Below are 22,753 nucleotides of genomic sequence, written 5' to 3'. Positions count from 1 at the left end.
AATTCAATAGAATAGTAAGAAACCAAAGAAAAAAACGAATTACCGCGGCTTGGCCGCAGTATCCAGCGATGTGGCGCTTAAGTTATGGTAACTATTAACATCTTATGTAACCAAGAGGCAGCTGCTACAAGCAGGTTCTGCCAGCTAATAAAACTAACGCCTAGATTAGCACCTAAGTTGACAGTACTGCACCGAAGCTTCGTCTTCTTCTACCTCTTGTCTCACCTCGTCCTTTTTAAGAATTTGACAAGATTGATATTCCTCTTGGAACCTTTCTAAATGAAACGTTATCATTTCTGGCTTAATAGATAAGCTATTCGATAAATCTTGGTTTCTCCAATCAAGAGGAATACCATTATTATTTAATTCATCACCTGTCGTTTTCGCCATGTAATTCTCAATAACACGGTCAGAAATGGAACTCAGCTCTCCAACTGGAATGAAACGATGAAGATGAACGCACTGCAACCATGCATCTCGTTGTTTTGGGGGAAGCTTCCACCAACTATGCTCTGCGCCCATTTGAAAATTCTCTAAATCACCTTCAGGCAGCATTGAGTATAGTTTTTTAACGTCCCCAAGCGCTTTTTTCATAACACCTGGCCCAGTTTCTTGATCTACAATTCGACGTGAAAAATTCTCATAAAGATAAGGATGATATTTAATTAAAAATGCTTCAAATTCTTTAAAATTTTCAGAAGATTCAAGTAAGTTATTACACATTTTCATTGCATCTAATTCGTTCTTTCCCTTATCAATAAGGTCTTTCTTAAATAAATCTTTATACTTGTTATAGATATTTTTAATGGATTCTTCATTACACAGAGGATGTAATAAAAATCTTTCTTTTAGTTCAGCGCATGGGTTCTCACCATATCGCTGAATGATTTCCTTTATATACCCTAACAAAGCTTGATTTTTAATGGTATTGCTAGTTAAGACATTATTTGCCACTGACTCTCTCTCTTTTATATTTCCACCGCCATAAATTGGCTCAGTTAAACAATGAATTAGTTTTTTTAAGTCTGTGGGCTGCTCATCAAAATCAAAATAAAATCCGCCATGTTTATATAACGCCAGTAACCGCACAATATCACTTACTGCAGCATAATTTCCTTCCGGCAAATAGATTTCTGAATATAATATTTTCTTTAGTGAATTCTGAGTTTCAATATCAAACTGATCTAAGCTTGATAAATAATCAGAATAATTAAAAGAATCATACTTTATATCTTCAGAAGATGTGGGCAAATAACCATTTTTTGTAGGAGTATCAGTCCATACCATGATTTCAAATTCAGGATTCATTTCTCGCCAATTTTTTATCTTTTCAAGTTTCTCTTCAGGTAATTTTCCACCTACCCAAACAAAATGAATATTTTTAGGTATCTCTGCTTTATTCGGCTGCTCAGAAATCTCATTACGAGGCACCTCGTTCTCTACCTTTTTTTCTAAGCTATTTAAATTTAATTTTGGTAATGCAAAAAACCCTAATTTTTTCATGATTATAAAAACCCTTTCATAAAATACTTAGCCATATTATGAATAAGATTAATGAACAAATATTGTAAAAATACGACAAGTTTATTATTTATTGATAAGAATTTGCAGCCCTTATAGAAAAGAACAGCCAACATAGTCTAGGTGCAGGTCGGTAGGACCGAAATCTGGGTTTGGCACTGCTTCAACCAAACTATGTTTGCTAAAACTAGTTATATTAAGTGTCTTGGATGCCCCCTAAATTGGACGCAGAGCGAGTGTATGTGTATGTTTAGATTGATTAGTGATTTGATAGCTAATTGTGGCAGTATCGTTGGCTGTAATAGTAAGTTGCGTAGGCGTTAATGGTGTAAACGTCCATAATGGTGTGCCCGCATATATAAAGACTGTATTCAATAACAGCCAAGTGCCTACAATCACCTTGCGCAGTAATTTCCAGGCTTTTATTCCCTATCCTTCATCTGAAAAACCTTTTAGCTACATGTTATCATTTAACGGCTCTTGTTTGATTTCTCACAAACACCATCAAAACACTTAGTCATTCGTTGCTCAGGCATAAATTTTTGAGTAAATTCTGGTTTTAGATAGTTGTCATAACTAACATCGTTGGTAAGGTAACGTTTAAAAAAAGCGGTGCCATAAAAGGCTAAAAATTGTGAGACCTTGTCCTCATCTAAAAATTGAGGGTAATTGCCAGGTGGTATATCAAATATCCAAGGAACACTACTACCAAAAATATAATTTCGTGTTTGCAGGTAACTGTTATTTGATGACCAATAATTATCTAGGGTATTAAGAATATTAGTTAACGTGTAATAATTAGCTGGCGTATTAGATTTTGGGCAATAAAGAAATAAACTACTTAAACCAAATACATTATTATCAAGAAAATAACCTAGGAAAAAAGTATCCAACGGTTGTAAATTGGGATTGGTTGCGAGCACTCTAAAAGAGGCGTCAAAAAAACTACAAAGAGAAGAATTTAGCTGATGCACACTATTTTTAAGAATGACTTCATACTTAGGTGCTTGCTGACTAGGGAGTAAATTAAAGACACGATTACGTGCATAAGATGAGTCACCATAAATCGTAAACACTGGCAAGGTAATTGAACGAATGTTGGCTTTACTACTAGCTGGAGCCTCAATGGGTAAAGCAGCACAATCTTCATAGGGCATAATGGCTTTAAATCGCGGGTTAGGGGCAATATTTAAAGTAGTTGATCCGCCCGCTAAAATGACTGTATTACAAGCACCTGAGGAAAAGCCCGCTGCACCAAATTGATTAACATTGATGTGATTTTGAAAAGAAGGAATACTAGAATCTTGCGTATTTTTAGCGACTAAATTCTCAACCAGAAAATTAATATCAGCAATATTATCGGGTGGGACCGTAGCAAAAGTATCATTATTGTAGACAAACTGAAGACTTTGAATGTTTGGAGCTGCATAACTTACGATGGCATTATTAAGTAAATTATCAGCATGATTGGCTGCAGCGACAATAAAACCATTATTTGCTAAACGCTCTGCCACTTTATAAAATTCAAATGGATCACCACCATAAGCATGTGAATAGACAATCACTGGAAAGGCCCCAGAGGCAACGGGTACATTTTCAACGGCTTGCCTAGAGTAAAAACTAATATGCATACGTGCAGGACAAACCAATTGTGGCAATGGTAGAAGAGCATCAGGTGGCGGTTCCGGTGCATTAGGTGGCCCATAAGGGGTGTTTAGCAACGTCTTAGCAATAGGACCCAACTGTGGATTAGTGTTATCACAATCAGCAACAGTTGCTGGAAAAGGCACAAAAGGCGGCAAATCACTTTCGATCATATGATTATAAGTATATTCCGCTAAAGGACTTGTTGCTGTTGCCTGGGTCGGGTACCAAATATCAACAATAAAACGTCGACCTCGATTTTCATAAAGTGAACGGACAAAAGTTTCTTGAGAACCATAACTTTGATAAATAATCTCAGGAATAATAATCAGCGGTGCGCGGCTTAGGTCTTGTAACATAATACTGGTATGACCCACACGATAAGAACCTTCTAAGGTCGGCGGTAAGGCCACTGCCCACAACAGATTTGATAAAAAGCAGAGTCCCCAAGTAAACTTTAAGTACCCCTTACTGCGCATGCTAATCCTTTAGCTTATGGTTAATTCATTCACAGTAAAGCAAACTGCTTTTTTTTTCAATTTGTTTCACTATTTACGTACATAAGAAACTAAGGAATAATGATTTCTATTAGTTTAAGAATACTATCCACTTGGGCAGTTAATAAAATAAAAAGGATTGATTCATGCACTTATGGAAAGGCGCTTTTATTGAGAGTACAGTATGTTGTCTATTATGTCTCGCATGTTCTGCCAAAGCAGCTACTTTAACAGACTTTCTCGAGCTTAAGCATGTGGCGCGTGCGTCTTTGTCTGGTGGCGCTAGTGCGTTTGAAGGAAGCAGTTCCGGTCTAGGGTTAGCTGACATTCTTATGCCATTAAGTGCCTCAAATATGCATAATCTTTTTTCTAATTTCGACGCAAAAGTTGGTCAAGAAGGCAGCTATGGCTTGTCGGCAGGCCTAGGATTTCGTGAAGTACGTGTAGGTGGCATTATAGGCCTTTATACGTTTGCCGATTTTAGCAAAACAACACTTAATCATGATGCCATCGTTTTTAATCCGGGTCTTGAATGGCTAGGTCATACGGTTGATTTTCACTTAAATGCGTATGTGCCCGCTAATCGACAAACCTCCTTAATTAAGTATGGACCTAATCATCGCACGGTGACCCAAACCATTAGTCACTTTAATAGTCGTCAAGAGTATAGTTATACAAGCAGTTATTTTGAAGCCGTTGGCCCTGGGGCTGATGTCATTCTTGGTAATACGTTTGCTAATTTTCATTACGTGCGGCCCTACATTGGCGCTTATTATTATTCCCCTGAGAAAATGCACACCATTGATGGCGTGCAGGGCGGCATTAATATTCCAATGACTTCAAGATTAACGTTAAAGCTCGCAGATAGTTATGACAATGTGCATCATAATACGGTTTTTTTGGGCTTAACGCTGCAACTAGGAGGCGTGAGTCCGACTGCGAAAACCAACTTGTCTGACCGCTTAAGTGATGAAATACCGCGCCATTTAGGCACACTAAACACCGGCAGTTTTATTCCAAGCGAGCGTGCCTGGTTTAAAACCAGCCAGGATGTGTTGACTCGTGATAATGTGTGGTTTTTTTCAGGCACTGCGGGTGATACGTCATTTGTTACGCCAATGAGCTGTACGTATGAACACCCTTGTTACAGTACTCAGTTTAATCAAGCGAATTTAAACTTAATCAGTCAATATACGCTTGACCCTAAACTTTATTTAGAGCAAGGACTGTTTGATATTAGCGCGAATAATCATTATTTATTTATCTTATCCGGCCAGTCCATCTATGGCCGAACCTTAGCGTTTAGAGCACCAGCCCCTTTGGGCAATCAACCGATTATCAATGGGACATTGGAATTACAAGGAAATAATACTTTAGCAAACTTAACCTTGGATGGTACAAGCGCCCGGCAACCCATCGGCATTGTCGCAGGCCATGCCCTAAGTCCAGTCAGTACACTGGCGATTAATGCAGTCGAAGTACGTAACTTTACTGGCAATAATACCCGTGCTGGCTATGGTATGAATCTTGTGGGCACCAACATTCGCGTTACCAATTCACGCGTCAACAATATTGGTAGCGGGGTTAATATCGATGAGCCGCTCGTAGGTCAAGTCTATGGCATTGCCGGCCAAAACGTAGGTGATGGTTATTTTAATCTAGTAGGCAATACAGTTGAGGCATTAAGCACGACAGACGCGCAAGAGTATCATGCCTTGTATGGTATTTCTGTAATAAATGAGCAAAGCGGCAGTATGACTATTGCTAAGAATACGATAACTGATTTTAATCCCACGATTAATACAGCTATGTATGGTCTATGGGGTGAAAACCAAACCGTAGGTTTAATTAATTTTAATCAAAATACTCTCGCTAACTTAACCGGTGCACTTAATGGCGGTCAAAATCAATCGCTTTATGGGCTAATGGTGTTTAACAATGGCCAGGGCCACGTTGTCGTACGCAATAATGCCATTGCCAATTTAGTGTCTGGTAATGCGACGAATTCAACCACTACTAATGGGATTAACATCAATAATCAAGTCGGTAGTGCCCGCATAGAGAGCAATACAATAACAGCGCTTTTAGGAGGCAGCTCACAAACCGATGAAGTAAATGGGATTAACCTTGCTAATTATGGCGGACAGGCGTATGTGAATAATAACATTGTTGATAACATTGCAGCCGGTGATGGCTTAACTGAGGGCGGCGTGGCTAGTGGCATTCAACTTTCTCAAATTTATGGCACATTAACCGCACAAGCAAATACCATTATTAATGTTTCTGGCGGTAACAACGCAATAGGCGGTAATGCCATGGGCATTCAGGCTCGAGGAGAATTCGGAGGCAGGATTCGTTTAATTCAAAACACAATTAACCAAGTAGCGGGTGGTAATGGGGGCGGTATTGGCGGTAATGGTATAGGTATCTTTGCGCTCAATGATTATAATGATGGACTTGATAATACCACCATGCTCATTGCCCAAAATAATGTCTCAGCCATTTATGGCGGTACGGGCAATAACATTGGCAGCGATGCCGTGGGAATTGAAGCCATTAACTCAGGCGATAACGTGGCTATTAATAACAACACGATAACGTTGGTGCAAGGTGGCAACAGTAACGAGCGCGGCGGTAATGCCTTCGGTATTTATGGCTATCAATTTTACAGTGATATTTTCGAAACTAATAACAGTGTCGATAATGTAGCTGCCGGTCAAGGCACTATAATAGGATTTGAAGAAGATATTCGCATCACTTACCCACCCTTTTAACGTCATATTGCGTATGTTAATACCAAGGCGCTAATTATAGGCGGCTTGGTAATACATAGCGCCTATTAAATTGCCCTTTTTAAGCGTACGCATTATAAATATTTTAATAATCTTACACGCTGTCTCATTGATTAAAACCCATTGAAAAAAAAAGAGGATTGATTTACTGTAAATGAATTAATCACAAGCTAAAGGATTAGCATGCGCTGCAAAGGCTACCTCAAATTAGCGTTGAGTATTTATCTTTTACCTAAGCTTGTGTGGGCAATTGCTTTACCCCCGGCTTTAGAAGGCCCGTATCGGGTAGGACATACTAGCATTATCTTGCAAGATTTTAGTCGAGCACCCAATGTCATTATTCCTGATAGTATTTATCAAAGTTATGGTCTCCAAGAAGCGTTTGTGCGCTCACTTTATGAAAATCGTGGCCGACGTTTTATTGTTGATATTTGGTACCCTTCCCAATCAACGGTAACAAGTCCCTTAGCTGAATATACTTTTAACCACACGGTAGAAAGTGATATGCCCCCATATGTACCCTTTCCAACAACCATTGCCAATTGTAGAAATGATTATGAGCTACTAGGCCCACTTGCTAAAACAGCACTGAATGCACCATTTAACAATATTCCACCCTCTGCCCCCAACGCCAATCCTCCGCCACCGCCTTATTCACAAGTGGTGTGCCCTGGTGAGGCAACAATTAATTTTTATTCTAAAATTGCAACTGAAAATTTACCAGTTGCTCCCGGTAATTTTCCAGTGATTGTGTACTCGCATGGTAATGGCGGCCAAGCAATTGAATTTTACAAAGTAGCAGAGCGTTTAGCTAACAATGGCTTTATTGTAGCCGCACTTAATCATGGCAATGGATATACTAATTATTATTATAATTTATTGGCACCTAATATTCAGAGCCTTGATTATGTTTACAGTAATCTTGATTTTACTATCCCCCCTGATAATATTGCCGACATTAATTTTTTAGTAGAAAATTTAATTACTAAAAATAGTCAAGATACAAATACGCCATCTTTTCAAAATCATATTAATATTAATCAGTTTGGTGCCGCAGGTTTTTCATTAGGTGCTTGTAATGCATTAATTTTAGCCGGTGGTTCAAACACCTTAGGTATTGCAGCAAACCCACGTTTTAAAGCGATTATGCCTTATGAAACTTGTGCAAGCGATGATTATATAGAAGCGCCTGTTAGCAGTAATGAAAATATTCGTTCAATTACCTTGCCAGTGTTTACGATTTATGGTGACTCATCTTATGCACGTAATCGTGTCTTTAATTTACTCCCTAGTCAGCAAGCACCTAAGTATGAAGTCATTCTTAAAAATAGTGCCCATCAGCTAGATTCAAGTTTTTGTGCAATTTATGAGGCACAATTTAAATTTTTGGCAGCAAATCCTAATCCGCAAGCATTTCTACCCAATGAGAATCTTTTCTTTGGCGGTGTTAGCACGAATTCTGGGCTAAGCAATTTACTAAATACTTGTCCAAAAACAACTATCCCTGCTAATTATTATTCACTAACAAATATTGTCATAGACTCTTCTAATTATTGGTCAGCAACGCTCCCAAGTTTTAACACGCAACTAGAATACCTTTACGGTTATAATCCATTGCCCTGGGTATTTGATATCCCACCTGGAAACTTTCCTCGTTATTTAGATGAAGATAAACTTTCACACTTTTTAGCTTTCTATGGTACCGCCTTTTTTAAACGTTACCTTACTAATGATACCAATTATGATAATTACCTAAAGCCTGGGTTTACACAGAAGTTTATGCCTGAACAACGCATGACTAAATGTTTTAAGGGTGTTTGTGAGAAAACAAATAGACTTGGCTAATAAATAAAATTTGCAGTTATTTGGGATTATTAACTTAAGGACTTATATGAAAAAATTAAAAATTGGGTTGTTCATTTTATTTTCTCCCTTAATTTTTGCAGATTCCTTAGCTCCTGTTTATGAAAAGCCTGTTAAATTAGTCACCGTTAATTATTCTGCCATAGTTGAAGCCTCAGGCTTGGTAATGAGTAAAAAAAAATCCGGGCATTGCATGGGTACATAACGACAGTGGAAATGCGGCAATAGTGTATGCCATCAATCTGAAAGATGGTAGCTGTAGTGCAAGAATTACCATGAAGAGCGCCTCTAATGTAGATATTGAAGACATCGCTTTAGGAAACTATCAAGGTTTTGAAACACTCTTTTTAGGCGATATAGGTGATAATGGCAAGGCCAGAAGTTCTTATTACATTAATGTCATGCCCGAACCCAACCTCAATGGCGTTTCTGGCTGCAAAAATATTGATGTTACTGTTAAAAAGATGAAATTTGCTTACCCCAATAATGCTAGATATAACGCAGAAGCTTTGATGTTTAACGAACAAACACAAAAACTTTATATTATATCCAAGGCTACAAAAACGGAATTTTTTGAATTCCAAACCATGGACACTTCCGGCTCAACCAATTATCTGCAATACCTCGGCAAATTTCCTTTGTCTACGATAACGGGCGCTGACATGAGTCGTGATGGTGAAGGGTTATTAATTAGAACCTACGAAACCATTCATGAAGTGAGGAAATTAAAACAACAAGACGTCATCCGCTTTACGCAAGAACCGTTAGTATCTGTACCTGCGCCATCAGAACCACAAGGTGAAGCAGTGACTTATGATGAGGCTGGGAATTACTACACGATATCTGAGCAAAGAAACCCACCTATTTATAAAATTAAACGTGTAACATCTTCAGGCCAGTGTTTGCCTCCTGCCAATATTAGTGCGACCTATAGTGCTGACAAGAAATCAATCACTTTACGCTGGCAAACTCCTGAGCAATCGCTTCCCATTAACCAATATCAAGTAAATAACTATAAAGATAGTTTTTTATGGAGTGGCTCAGCTACCTCTTATACAGATAATAGCTTACCTGGCACACCCGGTAGTTTTGGTTATTATTTGTATTCGAAATGCGATAGCGGATTATCTAAGTCTGTAAAGTATACCGTTGATATTAAATAATCCTTTATTGTTAAGCTCGCATCAAAAAAATGATGCGAGACTTAATAAATGCTTTCGTAAAAAAGGATGATAAAGTAAATTTTTTTAAGTAATCACACTAGCATTTATCTGTGGCAAAAAAGTTTCTTCAACCGTGCAATGAACAGACCCATATGAATAATGCAGGCTCTTATAAGGTACTTCGAAGATATCCATCATATTTTCAGTGACTTCTAGTATTTTTGTTTTCGTGTGTGAAAAATAAGAAATTAAATGATTTTGAAGTGCAATGCTTTCTTCTATTTCTCGTCCTTTAGAATCGCCATTCACAAATAGTTTATAGCGATTATCTGTATCACTTTTTAAAATCACAGCGTTAGCACCAAAGGCAAGTGCCTCAGCAGTACTGAGTAAAATGATTTTCTCTACATCATAAATCTCACGCAGAAGACATCTGCTCGCTTCTGTCATAGTCTGGCTTCCTGGTTTCAACAGCGGCAAGCCCCTTTTATCTAAAATAAAATGTCCATTAGCATCTTTGATATATTCCCCTTCATAAAGAACCAATGCATCATTAGGTAGAGGTAATACACAACAATCTAAGTGAAAGAATTCTTTGCGCAGTAATTTTATTGGAATAACCGTCTTTTTGATTATTTGGCGCATGGCATCAATGGCCCTCTTTTCAGTCCTTTGGCCATAACCTAAAAAGAATAATGAACGGTTAGGTGCCTGTATAAAGTCGCCGCCTTCGAAAATAATTTTCTTTTCATCAAATTGCTGTAGAGGCCATATGGTTGCGCCAAGCGCTGCTGCAAGTTTAGTTGGGGTTTCTTCTTCACCTCGACGTGACTTATACTTAAAAAAAGCAGGAACAAAATGAAGTTTACTTTCATCTACAAAATAATGTCCGGTATCAGTTAAGAAAACTTGATCAGGATATAAATAAGTCACTTCGTTTTTAATGTATTTATCTTCGCCTACAGTAATGACTTTAATTCCCTGCTCTTTCATTTTCTCCATTAGATTAGACATCTCTTCATAGACAAGGGACGCATGCTTTCTTTTAGCTTTTTCCTTTGCGGTGAGCTTCTTATTTGGAGGTTCATTTTCTTTTTTTAATCCGAAATTTCTGGTTAATCTAAGAATGGCAGTATTTGGATTTTCACAGAAAGAAAATTGCTTTATTTTCATAAGTATCTATATATTTTGTTGATAACTACCACTTTATCATCCTTTGTTCTAAGTTGTTTACCAAACAAAATAATAAATTTAATAACACCTTAAAAAATTATTTTAGTTTTAATCACTTTAATTCTAGGATAGTAAAGCCTGGGAGAAGCGCATAGCCCATATCCCAGGTTTACCTTAACACCAAACTACTTACTAACCCCTCCTCTCACTGAAGAAAGCTCTATGGTAGTTAAGCCAAAAAAAGAAACCATTTTCCATTTAAAGAAGCTGAGCTTATTCAGCGATTATCTGCAGAAATTGCCCATGCCGATTTGCTTGCTACGCTTACTCTGAGGGAAATTGAGCAGCAAGCCTAGCAACTGTCTTGAGCTAAAAACTCAGGCCAGTTGAGTTTGGCAGGATGTTTAATCAACAGACTTGAGACCTTATCGAATACTTCAATCCCTAATGTTAAAAGTTTAAACCCTCGGGATAGAACGATATTCTTGTGAACTGTCCCTATCTTTTCCTTTAAACGTATTTAAAGGAGTTTGAAACATTAATGAGCTATTATTACTTCTTTCTTGAAAGAAATCTTGACCAAATGTTTTTATTAAAAGCTTATAAAATTCACGGTGTTGATTCTTTTTATCTAATGCATATTCACATAAAATGCGATATCTACCGATGTCATTATAAATAGGGCTTTTTGCTTGATTATAAACAGCTAATGTTTCAGAGCTAGTCTTTCTCTTAAAAATTGATTTTTTAATTTTTTGATATTCTCCCCAAACTTTCTCCAATTGCTCAAGGCTTACCTTGTTATTTTCTGAATTACCAAACAACACTTGAGCTGTTCTAACATCTTTCGGAAATTCTTGGCCAGAAACTATCACTGAGTCTATTGTCTGCCTTTTCTGCACTGCATAAATATCTGTTATAGAAGGATTAGAGCCTACTCTGTCACGGCAAGACTCCAGCAGTACAGATAAATGATATTTTTTATCAGGATTTATTTTAGCGAATAAACTATATGCTTCAGCTTTATCTTTAGAAATACAATATTTAATATTTCCACATTCAAACATAGCTTCATCATAATGTTTCGATGCTGAAGTTACTTGGGAAAAATAGTCAAATGCTTTATCAAAATCCAACCTATCTAAGTAAATTTTACCCAAACTATATTTAATTGAGTCATCGCTTTCAGCAGCATCCATCTCAAGTAACTCTTGTAAAGCCCTTTCCTCATTATTGAACACAGCCATTAGCAAGAATTCACATGCCTTTTCTGTATTTTTTGGAGTAAATGGATTTGAGCTTCTATATAATTGCCCGACTAACACTTGAAAATCTGTATGCCCTTCTAACGCTTTTTCTTCTAATTTTTTTAAAACAGTAGCGTACTTCTCACTTAACTCATATAAACCTGTATAATGACTATTGTATTCTTTTACAGCATTATCGCTTTCTTTAGCGATGTCTATGAAGTCTATTAGCTCTGCTGAAACAGTCTCACAAGAATCAATATTTTTTATTAAAGCGCCATAAGCACCACGCAACACATAACCAATATGCGTATAACCTACTTTTTGTAATTCAAGCAAAGAAGGCTTAGTGAGAATAGTAAGATTTGCTGAAGAAAAACTACCACAAAGCCTTTCTAATTGAGAAAATGTATCAATTAAAGGCGGAGGCCCTGCAATAATATGTATAACTTCATTTGCCTTTTCTTCTGACCAATTAGTAGAATAAATAATATCTCCTAACTGATATGGAGTTAAATCTTTACGAAGCTTAGGAGTTCTTATGACATGCAGGGCAATATGCTCAGAAATTTTGGCGCTTTCTGCTATAAATCGCCTGTCTATTTTTTCCATAAAGCTGGCAACATGACTTCCATTATCAAGATCCACAGCTAATTTAAGATACCGCGCCGCCTGCATATGAAAATTTGTTAATTCTCTAGGTTTTGATTTAACTAAATTAAAGTAATACTCTGCAGTATGATAACAAATCTCAATAGGATTTGAAGCTTTGACTGCGGCAATCATTTGACTATCAACGCCATCTGCTAGTAAGAATTTTTTAAACGCTTTACTTAGATCAGTGGCAAAATCACTACTTGACCATCCGATTCGGCCAAAAAAGCTATTTTTTTTATGCGCAACAACCGCTTTCTGATAAGTTTCAGAAATAACTTTTGCTACCTCATGCTTAACTAATGGAGTTAAGCATATTTTATCTTTAAATACATTATTGATCTGAGCTGCAAAATCACTCGTAATTTGCTTTAAATAACCTGTATTTTTATATTTTGAGGAAATACCTGTTAGATTAGATTTAAATTTATTTAGCTCACCCTGTAATGTTAAAATGCTCTCTTGGTATTGCTCATAGGCTGTAATAAGGTTTCTTCTTGGTGCTGTTAGAGACGCAAATGCTGTATTAACATAATCATTAAATTGATTACGATCAATGCGATTAGTCTCATATAAACGGGTATAGTCACTGTTATAATAATCTCTTTCTAAGAGTGTAATATCATTAGAATTTTCCTGCATGAATTTCCATACAGCAATCATCATGTGTAGGACTACTTCCTGGCTCGAACTAGAAAAATTTGTTGTACCTTTATGTTCAGAGACCTTAAAATAAGGCACACCAGCAAAATTAGCCTTACTTACAACACCATTTTGCTTTAATATTTCCTCTAATTTATTATGTATTTCTGTACCAATTTCAGAATTGTACCAATTGGTTTTGCCAGGAAATTTTATAGTTAGAATATTAGATCTGGTTAATAAGGGAATATTCATTGCTTGGCTAAATTCGCCTATTTCTAATGTGATAACAACTTTATTTTTATATTGAAGAGAAAACTTCATGCATTACATCCTATAAACTTATGGTTCGGCTATTATATTGCCCCGTTTATTAAGGGAAGCTTAAATTAAAATAGCTAAGTTAGGTAAATTTGGAAAATGCATTTAAAATTTAATAATCTCAATACAATACTTAAAGTTAGCCTAGAGAGCTCGCTGCTTATAGCGTAAAATTTTCAGGTAAGTGAGCAACGCGGGCGCAGTGCAATTGTAAAAAGCTTTATCGTTGATTATTTGATCCTAGCATTGAAGAACAAGCAGCTCCTTTGTTGTATTTCATTATCAAGAACTATCCTTTCGCTGCTATAGCTGCAACCATCTTAGCGCGCATAGAAATATTACCCTTGCCTGTTGACAGAGTAAGTTTGATAAAATAATGGAGCCTGCTAATCCGCTACGCACCCCCTAAGAATCAGGCTAAGGTGGTGGTACTAGGATATGCAGTAAATGTAGCCTGGGTGCAGGTCCAAAGGACCGGAACCCGGGTTTCATTTCCTTCTACCCTCGCTATATTTCCTTTTTATATATTGAAAGCATTAAAACAATATGGCTATTATCTGGCGCGTTAATCCTAGTAAATTTTTTAATTGGATCAATTTATTTTTTTATAAAGCATCCTAAATAATTCCATCATCATGAGCTGCTATATAGTAGTTTATAATTAATTAAGATATTAAAAATAGCGATACGATTATTGTCGATCTTAGAAGTAAGTAGATTTATTAGGATAGCTTGCTGAAAGTGGTCTAACCTCGTTTCATTTACTATGGAATCTATAATATGGACATTAGAAACGTTTGGCAGTCAATTAAAGAGTTGGTTAAACTCTGGCGTATAGACCGGGTCTCCAGTTTGTCAGCGGCATTAGCCTTCTATACTGTTTTTTCACTTGCACCAATCTTGCTTATCTGCATTGTTCTTATTGGTTTTTTCTTAGGCGAAGCTGCAGCACAAGGCCGTATTTTAGAGCATGCCTCTGACTTGGTAGGGGCAAAAGCTGCGTTACAAATTCAAACCATGATAGAAAATAGCCAACAGGCTGGTAAGAGTAGGATGCCTCAGCTCATTGGTATTGCTTTACTAATTTTTGGTACCACCAGAGTTTTTGCGGAACTGCAAAATGGATTAAATCGAATTTGGGGCGTAATGCCTAAACCAGGCAGAGGATTGCTTAATGTTATTAAAGACCGTTTCCTGTCTTTTAGCATGGTTTTGGGTATTGCCCTTCTTCTGTTAGTTTCAATGGTGCTAAGTGTCGCCCTTGCTGCGATGAGTAGTTTTCTTATTGAGATGTTTGGTGGCAATGTATACTTTTTCATGCGCCTAGAATATGTCGTTTCTTTCCTCATCATTACCGTACTTTTTGCCATGCTATTTAAAATATTACCCGACGTTATCCTTGACTGGAAGGACGTATGGATAGGCGCTTTTATTACAGCCATTTTATTTAGCTTAGGGAAATTTATTGTTAGTTACTACATTAACAACAGCGGCCGAATCTCCATATTTGGCGCTGCCAGTTCGGTGATTATTATTTTAATTTGGTTTTATTTTTCCTCACAAATATTATTTATAGGCGTTGAGATAAATAAATTACTGGTACTAAAAAAAGGCAAAACCATCAAACCTAAGGAATCTGCTATGTTAGTTGATGAGAATAGGACAAACCTGGAAAATATAAGCTAAACACATTAAATAGCAAGCGTAGGTCGGGCGCATCGCCCATGGCCGTCAGGCTAAGCGTCCAAGAGTCAAGATTGAGGCAGGCAGAGATAAATTTGGTCCCTTTTTGGAAGCGCCGAAACCATCCATGCGGCTCGATGTTGTGCATCCATGCACACCTTCGTTCCAAAAAGTGCCCAAACTTACCTCTGCTGCGAAGCCGTCAGTATTCTAAACATATTATTTTCTATGGTTCTAAAAGAACTATTTGCTTAGCCTGACGGCTATGGGCGAAGCGCCCGACCTACGCTTTCTATTAATTAAGCTTTATCAGTTCGTATGGCAAGCTCTATTACTGCCTTTGTTATATCTGGCGAATATTTTTCATTAGCACATTCTAAAGTACGAATAAAATTATTATCAAACCATTCAACTTGATACAAGAAACCTGAATTTTCATTGCCTCTTACATCAACCAGAGTTACTTTGCCATTAACATCAGAAGTTGCATCCTCTTCAGCTACTCGAACCGCACCATGAGAAATAGTTAGATTATTCTCAATATAAGCACAGGTTCCAAAACTAGTTTTGAAAAACTCAACTGCGCCTGACCAACCCATCGCAGGTTCTTTAACATAAGTTCCAGCAGGCGCTATACCAATGAATTCTGTCATTTCACTTTGAGGAACGCCAACATATTGGTAAGCCATAAGCATATCATCTACATGATGTCGCATATGTGATTCATCAGGTCTATGCATTTTTGCTTCTATTGCTTTATTACGCTTAATAACTTCTTGGAAGTGTAATAGCTCATAAGCACGATTAGACGTTTCGTGAATATAACCTTTAGTTTTTAATTGATGTGGCTGCTCTAATTCTTTTTTCTTCTGCCAATCAGATGACATTAGTTCCTGCCTTGACAAAACCTGAACACCAGAATTAGGTGTGACTAGGCCCTGCTTTTTGAGCACTTCAATACTAGCCTTTAACATTGCTTCTTTTTGCTCATTTGTGATAGCAAATGTGACTATAGGTATAAGGCTTAATGCAATTATTATTTTCTTCATATTATTTTTTATTTTAATTTCGATTCCATCAATTAATCTTAGCATTATTAATTTTCGTAAATTTACTTTTAACCCCTATTTATAAGCGGCTTAGGAATGAGAATATTTCTCTCAAAAGAGATTACAGCCTGTTTATTTTGGGTATATCCTATTATTTCAACCTTTATAATTCCTTGACTAGGCCTAGAGTTAGATTCTCTTTTTTCTAATATAGTTGTTTCAGCATATAAAGTATCACCAATAAATACAGGTGCTAACAACTTAACTTTATCCCAACCTAGCAAGCGTAGCCTTGATGCAGCAAAGCGTAATCAAGGTTTATTTATTTCAATCTTTCAATCTATTCATTGGGCAAGCATCTATAAATTAACAATTCATTCGAATCACTTAGTAAAAATATTTATTGGGATAAATATTACTGTTAAATTAGGCAGATGCTCTATTGTATAAGCTAAAATTACTTATGTTAAAAATCAATGAAAAATCCGATCTTAGAGCTAAAAAATTATCTTTACTCTTTTCATTCATCTTATTAATAGCCTTTTTAGCTATTCCTATCTTAATGAATATCAGTTTAGCCAATAAAATAGAAGGTTTATTAACAGTAAGCCCTTTAATATTAGCTTACATGGCTACTTTGTTCTCAAAGAGAAAGCTTCTAGATAATCCAGCTTCTAACTTATCGCAGCAAGATGAGTTTTCACGAGATTTATTAATAATCAGTTACAGTTATTTATTGGCAACACTCGTGTCTTTAATATTTAATTACACCAATAGTGATGTAAAAGGTTGTTGGCCAGTTATTATTTATATATCCTGGGTATATGGCTTAATTTTTGCCTTTGTTTATTCTCTCCTATGTAAATTATTACTTACCAATCATAAGCGATACACTAATATTTTCGCCATACTAACTTTCACTCTATTTGCTTTTATATCCTTTTATCCGCGCTACCTTTCCTTTTTATATATTGAAAGCATTGAAACCATATGGCTATTATTTGGTGCGTTAACTCTAGTACATTTTTTAATTGGATCGATTTATTCTTTCATCAAGGGTTCTAAATAACTCTAATCATTACGTAGCCTTGATGCAGCGCAGCGTAATCAAGGTTTATTTATTTCAATCTTTAAATTATTATTGACTCGTCCAACCAGCAAAGAAGTCAAAATGGTAAATTATCGCAGAAGTACTGCTCCTGGAGGCGTATTTTTCTTTACTGTAACCTTGCAAGATAGGAAATCAAATTTACTAGTTGAGAATATTCATTTACTTAGAGAAGCAATTGGTAAAGTGAGAACAGAGCAGTTCTTTCAAATAAAAGCTTATGTCATTTTACCTGAACATCTTCACATGATTTGGCAACTACCCATAGGCGATTCAGATTACTCACAAAGGTGGAAAAAGATCAAAACTCTGTTTGCAAAATCCCTACATAAATCAGGCTTACCACTAATTAAAACAAAACATAATGAATTTTGCCTGTGGCAGCGCCGTTTTTGGGAACATACAATCAAAGATGAAGCAGATTTTATAAATCATGTTAATTATATCCATTATAATCCTATTAAACATGGTTTAGTTAAATCACTACACCACTGGCCTTATTCTTCGTTTCATCATTACGTAAAGAAAGGGATTATTTCTAAAAATTGGGGTGATTTGATATTTGAGCCTAGTACTAATCTTGGCTTTGGCGAGTAGAAACCTTGATTACGCTGCGCTGCATCAAGGCTACGCTGGCTGAAGAGTCGATTCAAACGCAAGAAAATGAAGCAAAACAAGCTATGGATAATGAAGGTGGAAATCAAAATAATAGAATTAAATAAACTTGTCATAGAAAAAGGAATTCTGTAAATTAATTCAATGTATTAGGAATTTTACGCACTTCACGCGCAATATCTCTTATTGACTCTGAAAGCCGTAAAAAATTAAATTTTCTTCAAGCATTACGCCTAGACTTATTGCATCATAAATGAAAAGGATAATTGAGTGCCATTAAATCCACAATTACCTAAGGAGTCTATACATTGGTTATCTAAACCCTTAGATCGATTTATTCGTATTGAAACAAGCACAGCTAGTTTATTATTACTATCGGCTTTTATATCAATAATATTGGCAAACTCGCCTTGGTCAAAATTTTTTTTATCTATTTGGGATATCTCCTTAGGCTTTCACGTGGGAAATATTGAATTTTCTCGTTCAATTCATAGCTGGATAAATGATGGATTAATGACTTTATTTTTCTTTTTTGTGTCTTTAGAGTTAAAGCGAGAATTGGTCTTTGGCGAGTTGCGTGAGCCTAAAATAGCGGCTCTTCCTATTATTGCGGCCTTGGGTGGGATGATTGTACCTGCTTTATTTTACCTCTTACTTCAAGCAGGCGAGTCTGGGCAGAATGGGTGGGGTATTGTTATGGCAACAGATACTGCCTTTGTGATTGGATGCTTGGCTTTATTTGGTAAACATATTCCTCAAAGCCTTCGGATATTCATGTTGTCATTAGCCATTATTGATGATATTGGCGCAATCTTAGTTGTAGCTATTGGTTATAATAATGGAATTACTTGGCCAGCTCTTGCTACATCATTAATAGGGTTTATTCTCGTGTACATCATGAGAAAATTAGGAATTCGCAGTATAGTTATATTTTTTTTTATTGGAGCTCTAATATGGGTTTCAATAGATGCATCAGGTATTCATCCCACTATTACTGGCGTTATTCTTGGATTAATGACTCCTACTGGAGCCTGGATAAGTGATAAACGGTTACATAAAATTTTAGAGCATGTGGTTTCTTATCCACCAGGAGAGCATTGGAGTGGAGATACAGATGATCGCAAGGCATTACACATGGCTGAAGTAGCGGCTCGTGAAACCCTTTCTCCAGTTGAGCGACTTGAAATTCTCTTGCACCCCTGGATTGGGTATCTAATTTTGCCCCTATTTGCGCTAGCTAATGCAGGAGTAGTAATATCTTTTTCCGATTTTACTAATAAAGTTACCCTTGCTGTATTTTTGGGATTTATCCTGGGAAAACCTATAGGGGTCTTTAGTTTTAGTTTTATTGCTGAATTGCTTGGGTTAGCAAAGAGACCTAGCGACCTTAATTGGGTATTGTTAGCTTGTAGTAGTGTATTAACTGGTATTGGATTTACAATGGCTATCTTCATCGCGAATTTAGCATTCAATAACAATCTTATTAATTCAGCTCGATTAGGTATACTATTAGCGAGTATTTTTTGTGCCTTAACGGGTATTTTTATGCTTTTAATATATAAATTGTTTTTCTCGTCTAACTTAAACTCTAGTGCATCTGAATGATTTTCCTAATAGTTTTACTAACTTCCATATTAAGATTAAAGTAATATCGCATAGCATTGCAATTCTGGATTTGGCATAAATCATGACTTAATTCGTCAAAATTCTATCCTTATTTTTATAAGTATCTTGCTCTATAACTATCTCTCTCATTAAAATACCTGCAGCTACTATGATTGTCTAGTGGAAAGTATGGATATTATGTGCAGTAATTTCTGATTAAGTCCTTGTAAAAACTTAAATCTAAACGTACTGCACATAAGTACTAACTAACCACAATACACTTTATGTTTTTCAGCATATAAAAGTTACCTTGGCTAGAGCTTTTAAAAAATTTTGAGTATCAAATAGGTATATTTAGGTACAACCAGAACACCCCCATTGCTTTTCTTTTTTTGCTTGTTAGAATGAAATTGACACAGCTGATAAGCCAGTGAAATTCTGGTGAAACTAGGTTTCCTAGTCTTGTGATAATGCCATCTTCTTCCCTAATTTATGGCAGAACGTTTAGTCGGGAATATAGTTAAATGCTGCGTTTGTAGGATTTAACTCATGGATTAAGTTTAAGTACTTACACTCTAGGAAGGCTTACGCCTAATTTCATTAATAACTTGGCAAAATCAACCGATGAATCGGTGAGGTTTTTCATTGCATAACCAAAAGGGATTGACTCTTTCCCTTTTGGGAAACCAATTCCTTTGTATCAAAGGAGCGATACCATGCAACCTGCAAATTCTGTTGAACGAGAGATTGAGCATTTACTGGCTGAATTAATTTATTGTTAGAATACCCTGCGCCAATTTCGTGAGCAGTGGTCTTTAGCAGAAATTAAACAGCTTGACCTCATTCTCTCTGACTTCAAACAATCTGTGCCTGCTTACCATTGATTGAATCACTGTCTATCCGCACTACAGAAAAACAACTGTCTGCTGCGGAAGTTTTCCTGTTGTGCTTTTTATTAAAAAATAGGAGAACATAATGACTGCTTTTTTAAATCGCATTCAACTCATTGGTCATTTAGGTACAGAGCCTAAAGTCATCACTAGTAAAAGTGGACAAACATTTGTAACCGCGACTCTTGCCACGAATGAATCATTCAAAATTAAAGAGGAATGGCATACTCGCGCTGAATGGCACCAGCTTGTCTTTTTTGGCATTTTAACTAAAGTTATTGAGTATTTACAGAAAGGAAGTTTGGTCTTTATCGAAGGCAAACTTCGCTCTAATCCCTGGACTGATGAAGACGGTAATAACCGCCACTCCATTAGTATTGTGGTGAGTAATATTCAGTTGTTAGGGCAAGCCAAAGCTAGTCAAAAGACAACTGCCTTAGCTGAGCAACACATGTTAGCAATGCGCGAAATATTACAAGAAAACGCATCTACAACAAATGTCCCCTTTTAACCTTCTAAGTCATGAGCAAGCTATCTACTTAGTTTGCTCAGGCATCTTTTATTTAAGGAGAAAATAATGCTTACCCCAAGCATTTATGTGGCATGCCTGGCTTCTTATAACCATGGCATTTTACATGGCACTTGGATTAACGCTAATCAAGGTACAGACGAGATAAGTGAAGAAATCCAAACAATGTTAGCTCAAAGCATGACAGAGGACGTTGGCGACTATACGATTCATGATTATGAAGGTTTTGGCAACATCAATCTCAGTGAGTATGAAGACTTAGAAACCATCACTCAATGTGCTGACTTTATAGCTACTTATGGTGAGTTAGGACAAGCACTCATTGCAGATGTTGGTTTTAAAGAAGCTCAAACCATGATGACTGATGATTATGTAGGTTGTTACGATTCTGAAATTGATTTTGCCTGGCATATTTTGGAAGAATGCTATAGCCATGCAATACCGGATAATTAATTAGTTATTTCGATTGCGAAGCGTTTGCTCGTGATTTGTTTCTTAGTGATTATTGTTCGGTTGAAGCGAATGGTGAGATACATATTTTTTCAAGGTATTAAGCCCCTGTTTAAGGGGTTTAATTTAATATACAACTAACACTATTTCTTAATTTTTAAGGTAAAAATTCTAATGAACTTACTTAGGTTTTAAATTACCTCTAAAAGAGTTTTAATACCGTTAGATACTCACCATAAAATTAATCACCTTAATTCATTTATTGTAAAGATATTTTTTCCAGCTATCTTTATCTAAAATATTAGAGCATAAATCTGTTATCAGATCAGCTGATTTCTCTATTAATTGATCAGCACTTCCACCTAAAATTTTTGAGCTTGATGTTTTTAAAATAGACTTTAATACTCCTTAAGTGAATTATCAGGCGCGCCAGCTTTGGTTAATGCTTGTTTTATTCTATCTTTTTCTTTATCAGGGATATATTCAGAAATTAATGATGCAACAGCATCTAGGTTTATTCTTACAATTGATTGACTGAAAGAGCCATCAGAAATATGGTCTAAATTCTTTAATTTTTCTCTAAGAAAAGCTTGTAATAAATTACTTTCTATTTCTAATACGAAGTAATCACCATCTTTTGCAAATGTTGCCTTTGACAAAGCCGCTTTAATTTTTTGATCAGGATCTATATCTTTGAATTTTCTTACTTCGTAATCATAAAGTAGTCGTGATGCCCTTGCTTTCGTTATACCAAGCTCAGTCATTAAACCAAATGTTGAAGAGGACTATTAATAGTCCTTGATATCATTCATAAATTCGAAAATTATAAATTCTAGTTCTTTTTTAGTGACAATGCCGAAAGCCGGCTTAGTAACATTTTCTACAAATTTTTCTACTGAGCTTTTTAAAACTTCTGTATCTACAGAAATTATGTTTTCTGAATTCATCTCTATCGCTCCATGCAAAAGCTAAGACTATTTATAGAGAAGTTTAATAATTTATTTATTTTTAATAAAAGACTAATAAAAATTTTAAGTTAGGTACTGTGGAATTGCTAATACGTATAAAATATAGCTTATATAATAATGAAAGACCCAGATTCTAGAAATTCTGTTAAGTGTACCCGAATGATTATGAAAATTTAACTACCAGTATAAAAACCTTATAAACTCTATGCCGTTGAGCGGAATCGAACCGCTGGCCTATTGATTACGAGTTACAAAATTGGGCATTTTAAGCACTTCGACATTCTTTTAATTTCTTTTAAAAACCTTTTATTTACAACAAGTAATCATTATAATAAGTTA

Annotated in this window: 17 protein-coding genes and 1 pseudogene; 10 read left to right on the top strand and 8 right to left on the bottom strand. The window is 36.1% G+C overall.

The genetic code is table 11. The annotated features are described in order from the left end of the window. Positions 1 to 165: 165 nt before the first annotated feature. Together DYE47_RS05120 and DYE47_RS05110 are read right to left on the bottom strand one after the other, a co-directional pair. Positions 166 to 1,503, bottom strand: coding sequence for a glycosyltransferase family 32 protein (locus tag DYE47_RS05120; protein ID WP_115302232.1), 1,338 nt, complete (start codon positions 1,501 to 1,503; stop codon positions 166 to 168). 488 nt (positions 1,504 to 1,991) lie between these two features. Then, on the bottom strand, positions 1,992 to 3,644 hold the full coding sequence (locus DYE47_RS05110) for an alpha/beta hydrolase family protein (protein WP_115302230.1): 1,653 nt from the start codon (positions 3,642 to 3,644) through the stop codon (positions 1,992 to 1,994). Between the two features lie 164 nt (positions 3,645 to 3,808). Between DYE47_RS05110 and DYE47_RS05105 the strand changes: the two genes are divergently transcribed. The 4 genes from DYE47_RS05105 to DYE47_RS05095 all read left to right on the top strand — a co-directional run bounded on the left by DYE47_RS05105 (position 3,809) and on the right by DYE47_RS05095 (position 9,480). After that, complete coding sequence (locus DYE47_RS05105) at positions 3,809 to 6,436, top strand: autotransporter outer membrane beta-barrel domain-containing protein (RefSeq protein WP_115302229.1); 2,628 nt, start codon at positions 3,809 to 3,811, stop codon at positions 6,434 to 6,436. 201 nt (positions 6,437 to 6,637) lie between these two features. Continuing rightward, positions 6,638 to 8,299, top strand: a complete 1,662-nt coding sequence (locus DYE47_RS05100) for an alpha/beta hydrolase family protein (RefSeq protein ID WP_115302228.1) — start codon at positions 6,638 to 6,640, stop codon at positions 8,297 to 8,299. 46 nt (positions 8,300 to 8,345) lie between these two features. Continuing rightward, on the top strand, positions 8,346 to 8,522 hold the full coding sequence (locus DYE47_RS16000; protein WP_160149846.1) for a hypothetical protein: 177 nt from the start codon (positions 8,346 to 8,348) through the stop codon (positions 8,520 to 8,522). Positions 8,523 to 8,592: 70 nt separating this feature from the next. Beyond that, complete coding sequence (locus DYE47_RS05095) at positions 8,593 to 9,480, top strand: hypothetical protein (RefSeq protein WP_115302227.1); 888 nt, start codon at positions 8,593 to 8,595, stop codon at positions 9,478 to 9,480. 84 nt (positions 9,481 to 9,564) lie between these two features. Here DYE47_RS05095 and DYE47_RS05090 read toward each other — a convergent pair whose 3' ends face one another. Both DYE47_RS05090 and DYE47_RS05085 read right to left on the bottom strand, forming a co-directional pair. Further along, positions 9,565 to 10,653, bottom strand: coding sequence for an arginine deiminase-related protein (locus tag DYE47_RS05090; RefSeq protein WP_115302226.1), 1,089 nt, complete (start codon positions 10,651 to 10,653; stop codon positions 9,565 to 9,567). A 458-nt stretch (positions 10,654 to 11,111) separates the two neighbouring features. Beyond that, complete coding sequence (locus tag DYE47_RS05085; RefSeq protein ID WP_115302225.1) at positions 11,112 to 13,520, bottom strand: tetratricopeptide repeat protein; 2,409 nt, start codon at positions 13,518 to 13,520, stop codon at positions 11,112 to 11,114. 777 nt (positions 13,521 to 14,297) lie between these two features. Here DYE47_RS05085 and DYE47_RS05080 point away from each other — a divergent pair. After that, entirely contained in the window at positions 14,298 to 15,203 is a 906-nt protein-coding gene (locus tag DYE47_RS05080) for a YihY/virulence factor BrkB family protein (protein WP_115302224.1), read from the top strand. A gap of 296 nt (positions 15,204 to 15,499) precedes the next feature. Here the strand turns inward: DYE47_RS05080 and DYE47_RS05075 are convergent, their stop codons facing one another. Further along, positions 15,500 to 16,294, bottom strand: coding sequence for a hypothetical protein (locus DYE47_RS05075; RefSeq protein ID WP_115302223.1), 795 nt, complete (start codon positions 16,292 to 16,294; stop codon positions 15,500 to 15,502). A gap of 23 nt (positions 16,295 to 16,317) precedes the next feature. Further along, entirely contained in the window at positions 16,318 to 16,533 is a 216-nt protein-coding gene (locus DYE47_RS05070; RefSeq protein ID WP_115302222.1) for a hotdog family protein, read from the bottom strand. Positions 16,534 to 16,712: 179 nt separating this feature from the next. Between DYE47_RS05070 and DYE47_RS05065 the strand changes: the two genes are divergently transcribed. From DYE47_RS05065 to DYE47_RS05045, 5 genes and pseudogenes are all read left to right on the top strand, one after another. Next, a complete protein-coding gene (locus DYE47_RS05065) occupies positions 16,713 to 17,318 on the top strand; it encodes a hypothetical protein (RefSeq protein WP_115302221.1) in 606 nt (201 codons plus the stop codon). Between the two features lie 102 nt (positions 17,319 to 17,420). Continuing rightward, positions 17,421 to 17,954, top strand: a complete 534-nt coding sequence (locus DYE47_RS05060) for an REP-associated tyrosine transposase (RefSeq protein WP_115302220.1) — start codon at positions 17,421 to 17,423, stop codon at positions 17,952 to 17,954. A 288-nt stretch (positions 17,955 to 18,242) separates the two neighbouring features. Next, positions 18,243 to 19,577, top strand: coding sequence for a Na+/H+ antiporter NhaA (gene nhaA, locus DYE47_RS05055; protein WP_115302219.1), 1,335 nt, complete (start codon positions 18,243 to 18,245; stop codon positions 19,575 to 19,577). A 975-nt stretch (positions 19,578 to 20,552) separates the two neighbouring features. After that, entirely contained in the window at positions 20,553 to 20,978 is a 426-nt protein-coding gene (locus tag DYE47_RS05050) for a single-stranded DNA-binding protein (RefSeq protein ID WP_115302218.1), read from the top strand. Positions 20,979 to 21,044: 66 nt separating this feature from the next. Continuing rightward, a pseudogene (locus DYE47_RS05045) lies at positions 21,045 to 21,550 on the top strand (antirestriction protein ArdA). A gap of 294 nt (positions 21,551 to 21,844) precedes the next feature. On the opposite strand, the gene DYE47_RS05040 reads toward DYE47_RS05045, so the two are convergent. After that, positions 21,845 to 22,210, bottom strand: coding sequence for a hypothetical protein (locus DYE47_RS05040; protein ID WP_115302217.1), 366 nt, complete (start codon positions 22,208 to 22,210; stop codon positions 21,845 to 21,847). A 24-nt stretch (positions 22,211 to 22,234) separates the two neighbouring features. Continuing rightward, a complete protein-coding gene (locus DYE47_RS15995) occupies positions 22,235 to 22,393 on the bottom strand; it encodes a hypothetical protein (RefSeq protein WP_160149845.1) in 159 nt (52 codons plus the stop codon). Positions 22,394 to 22,753 lie beyond the last annotated feature (360 nt).

Source organism: Legionella beliardensis (assembly GCF_900452395.1).
GTDB classification, from domain to species: Bacteria; Pseudomonadota; Gammaproteobacteria; order Legionellales; family Legionellaceae; genus Legionella_C; species Legionella_C beliardensis.
This window is presented reverse-complemented; position numbering and strand designations above follow the sequence as displayed.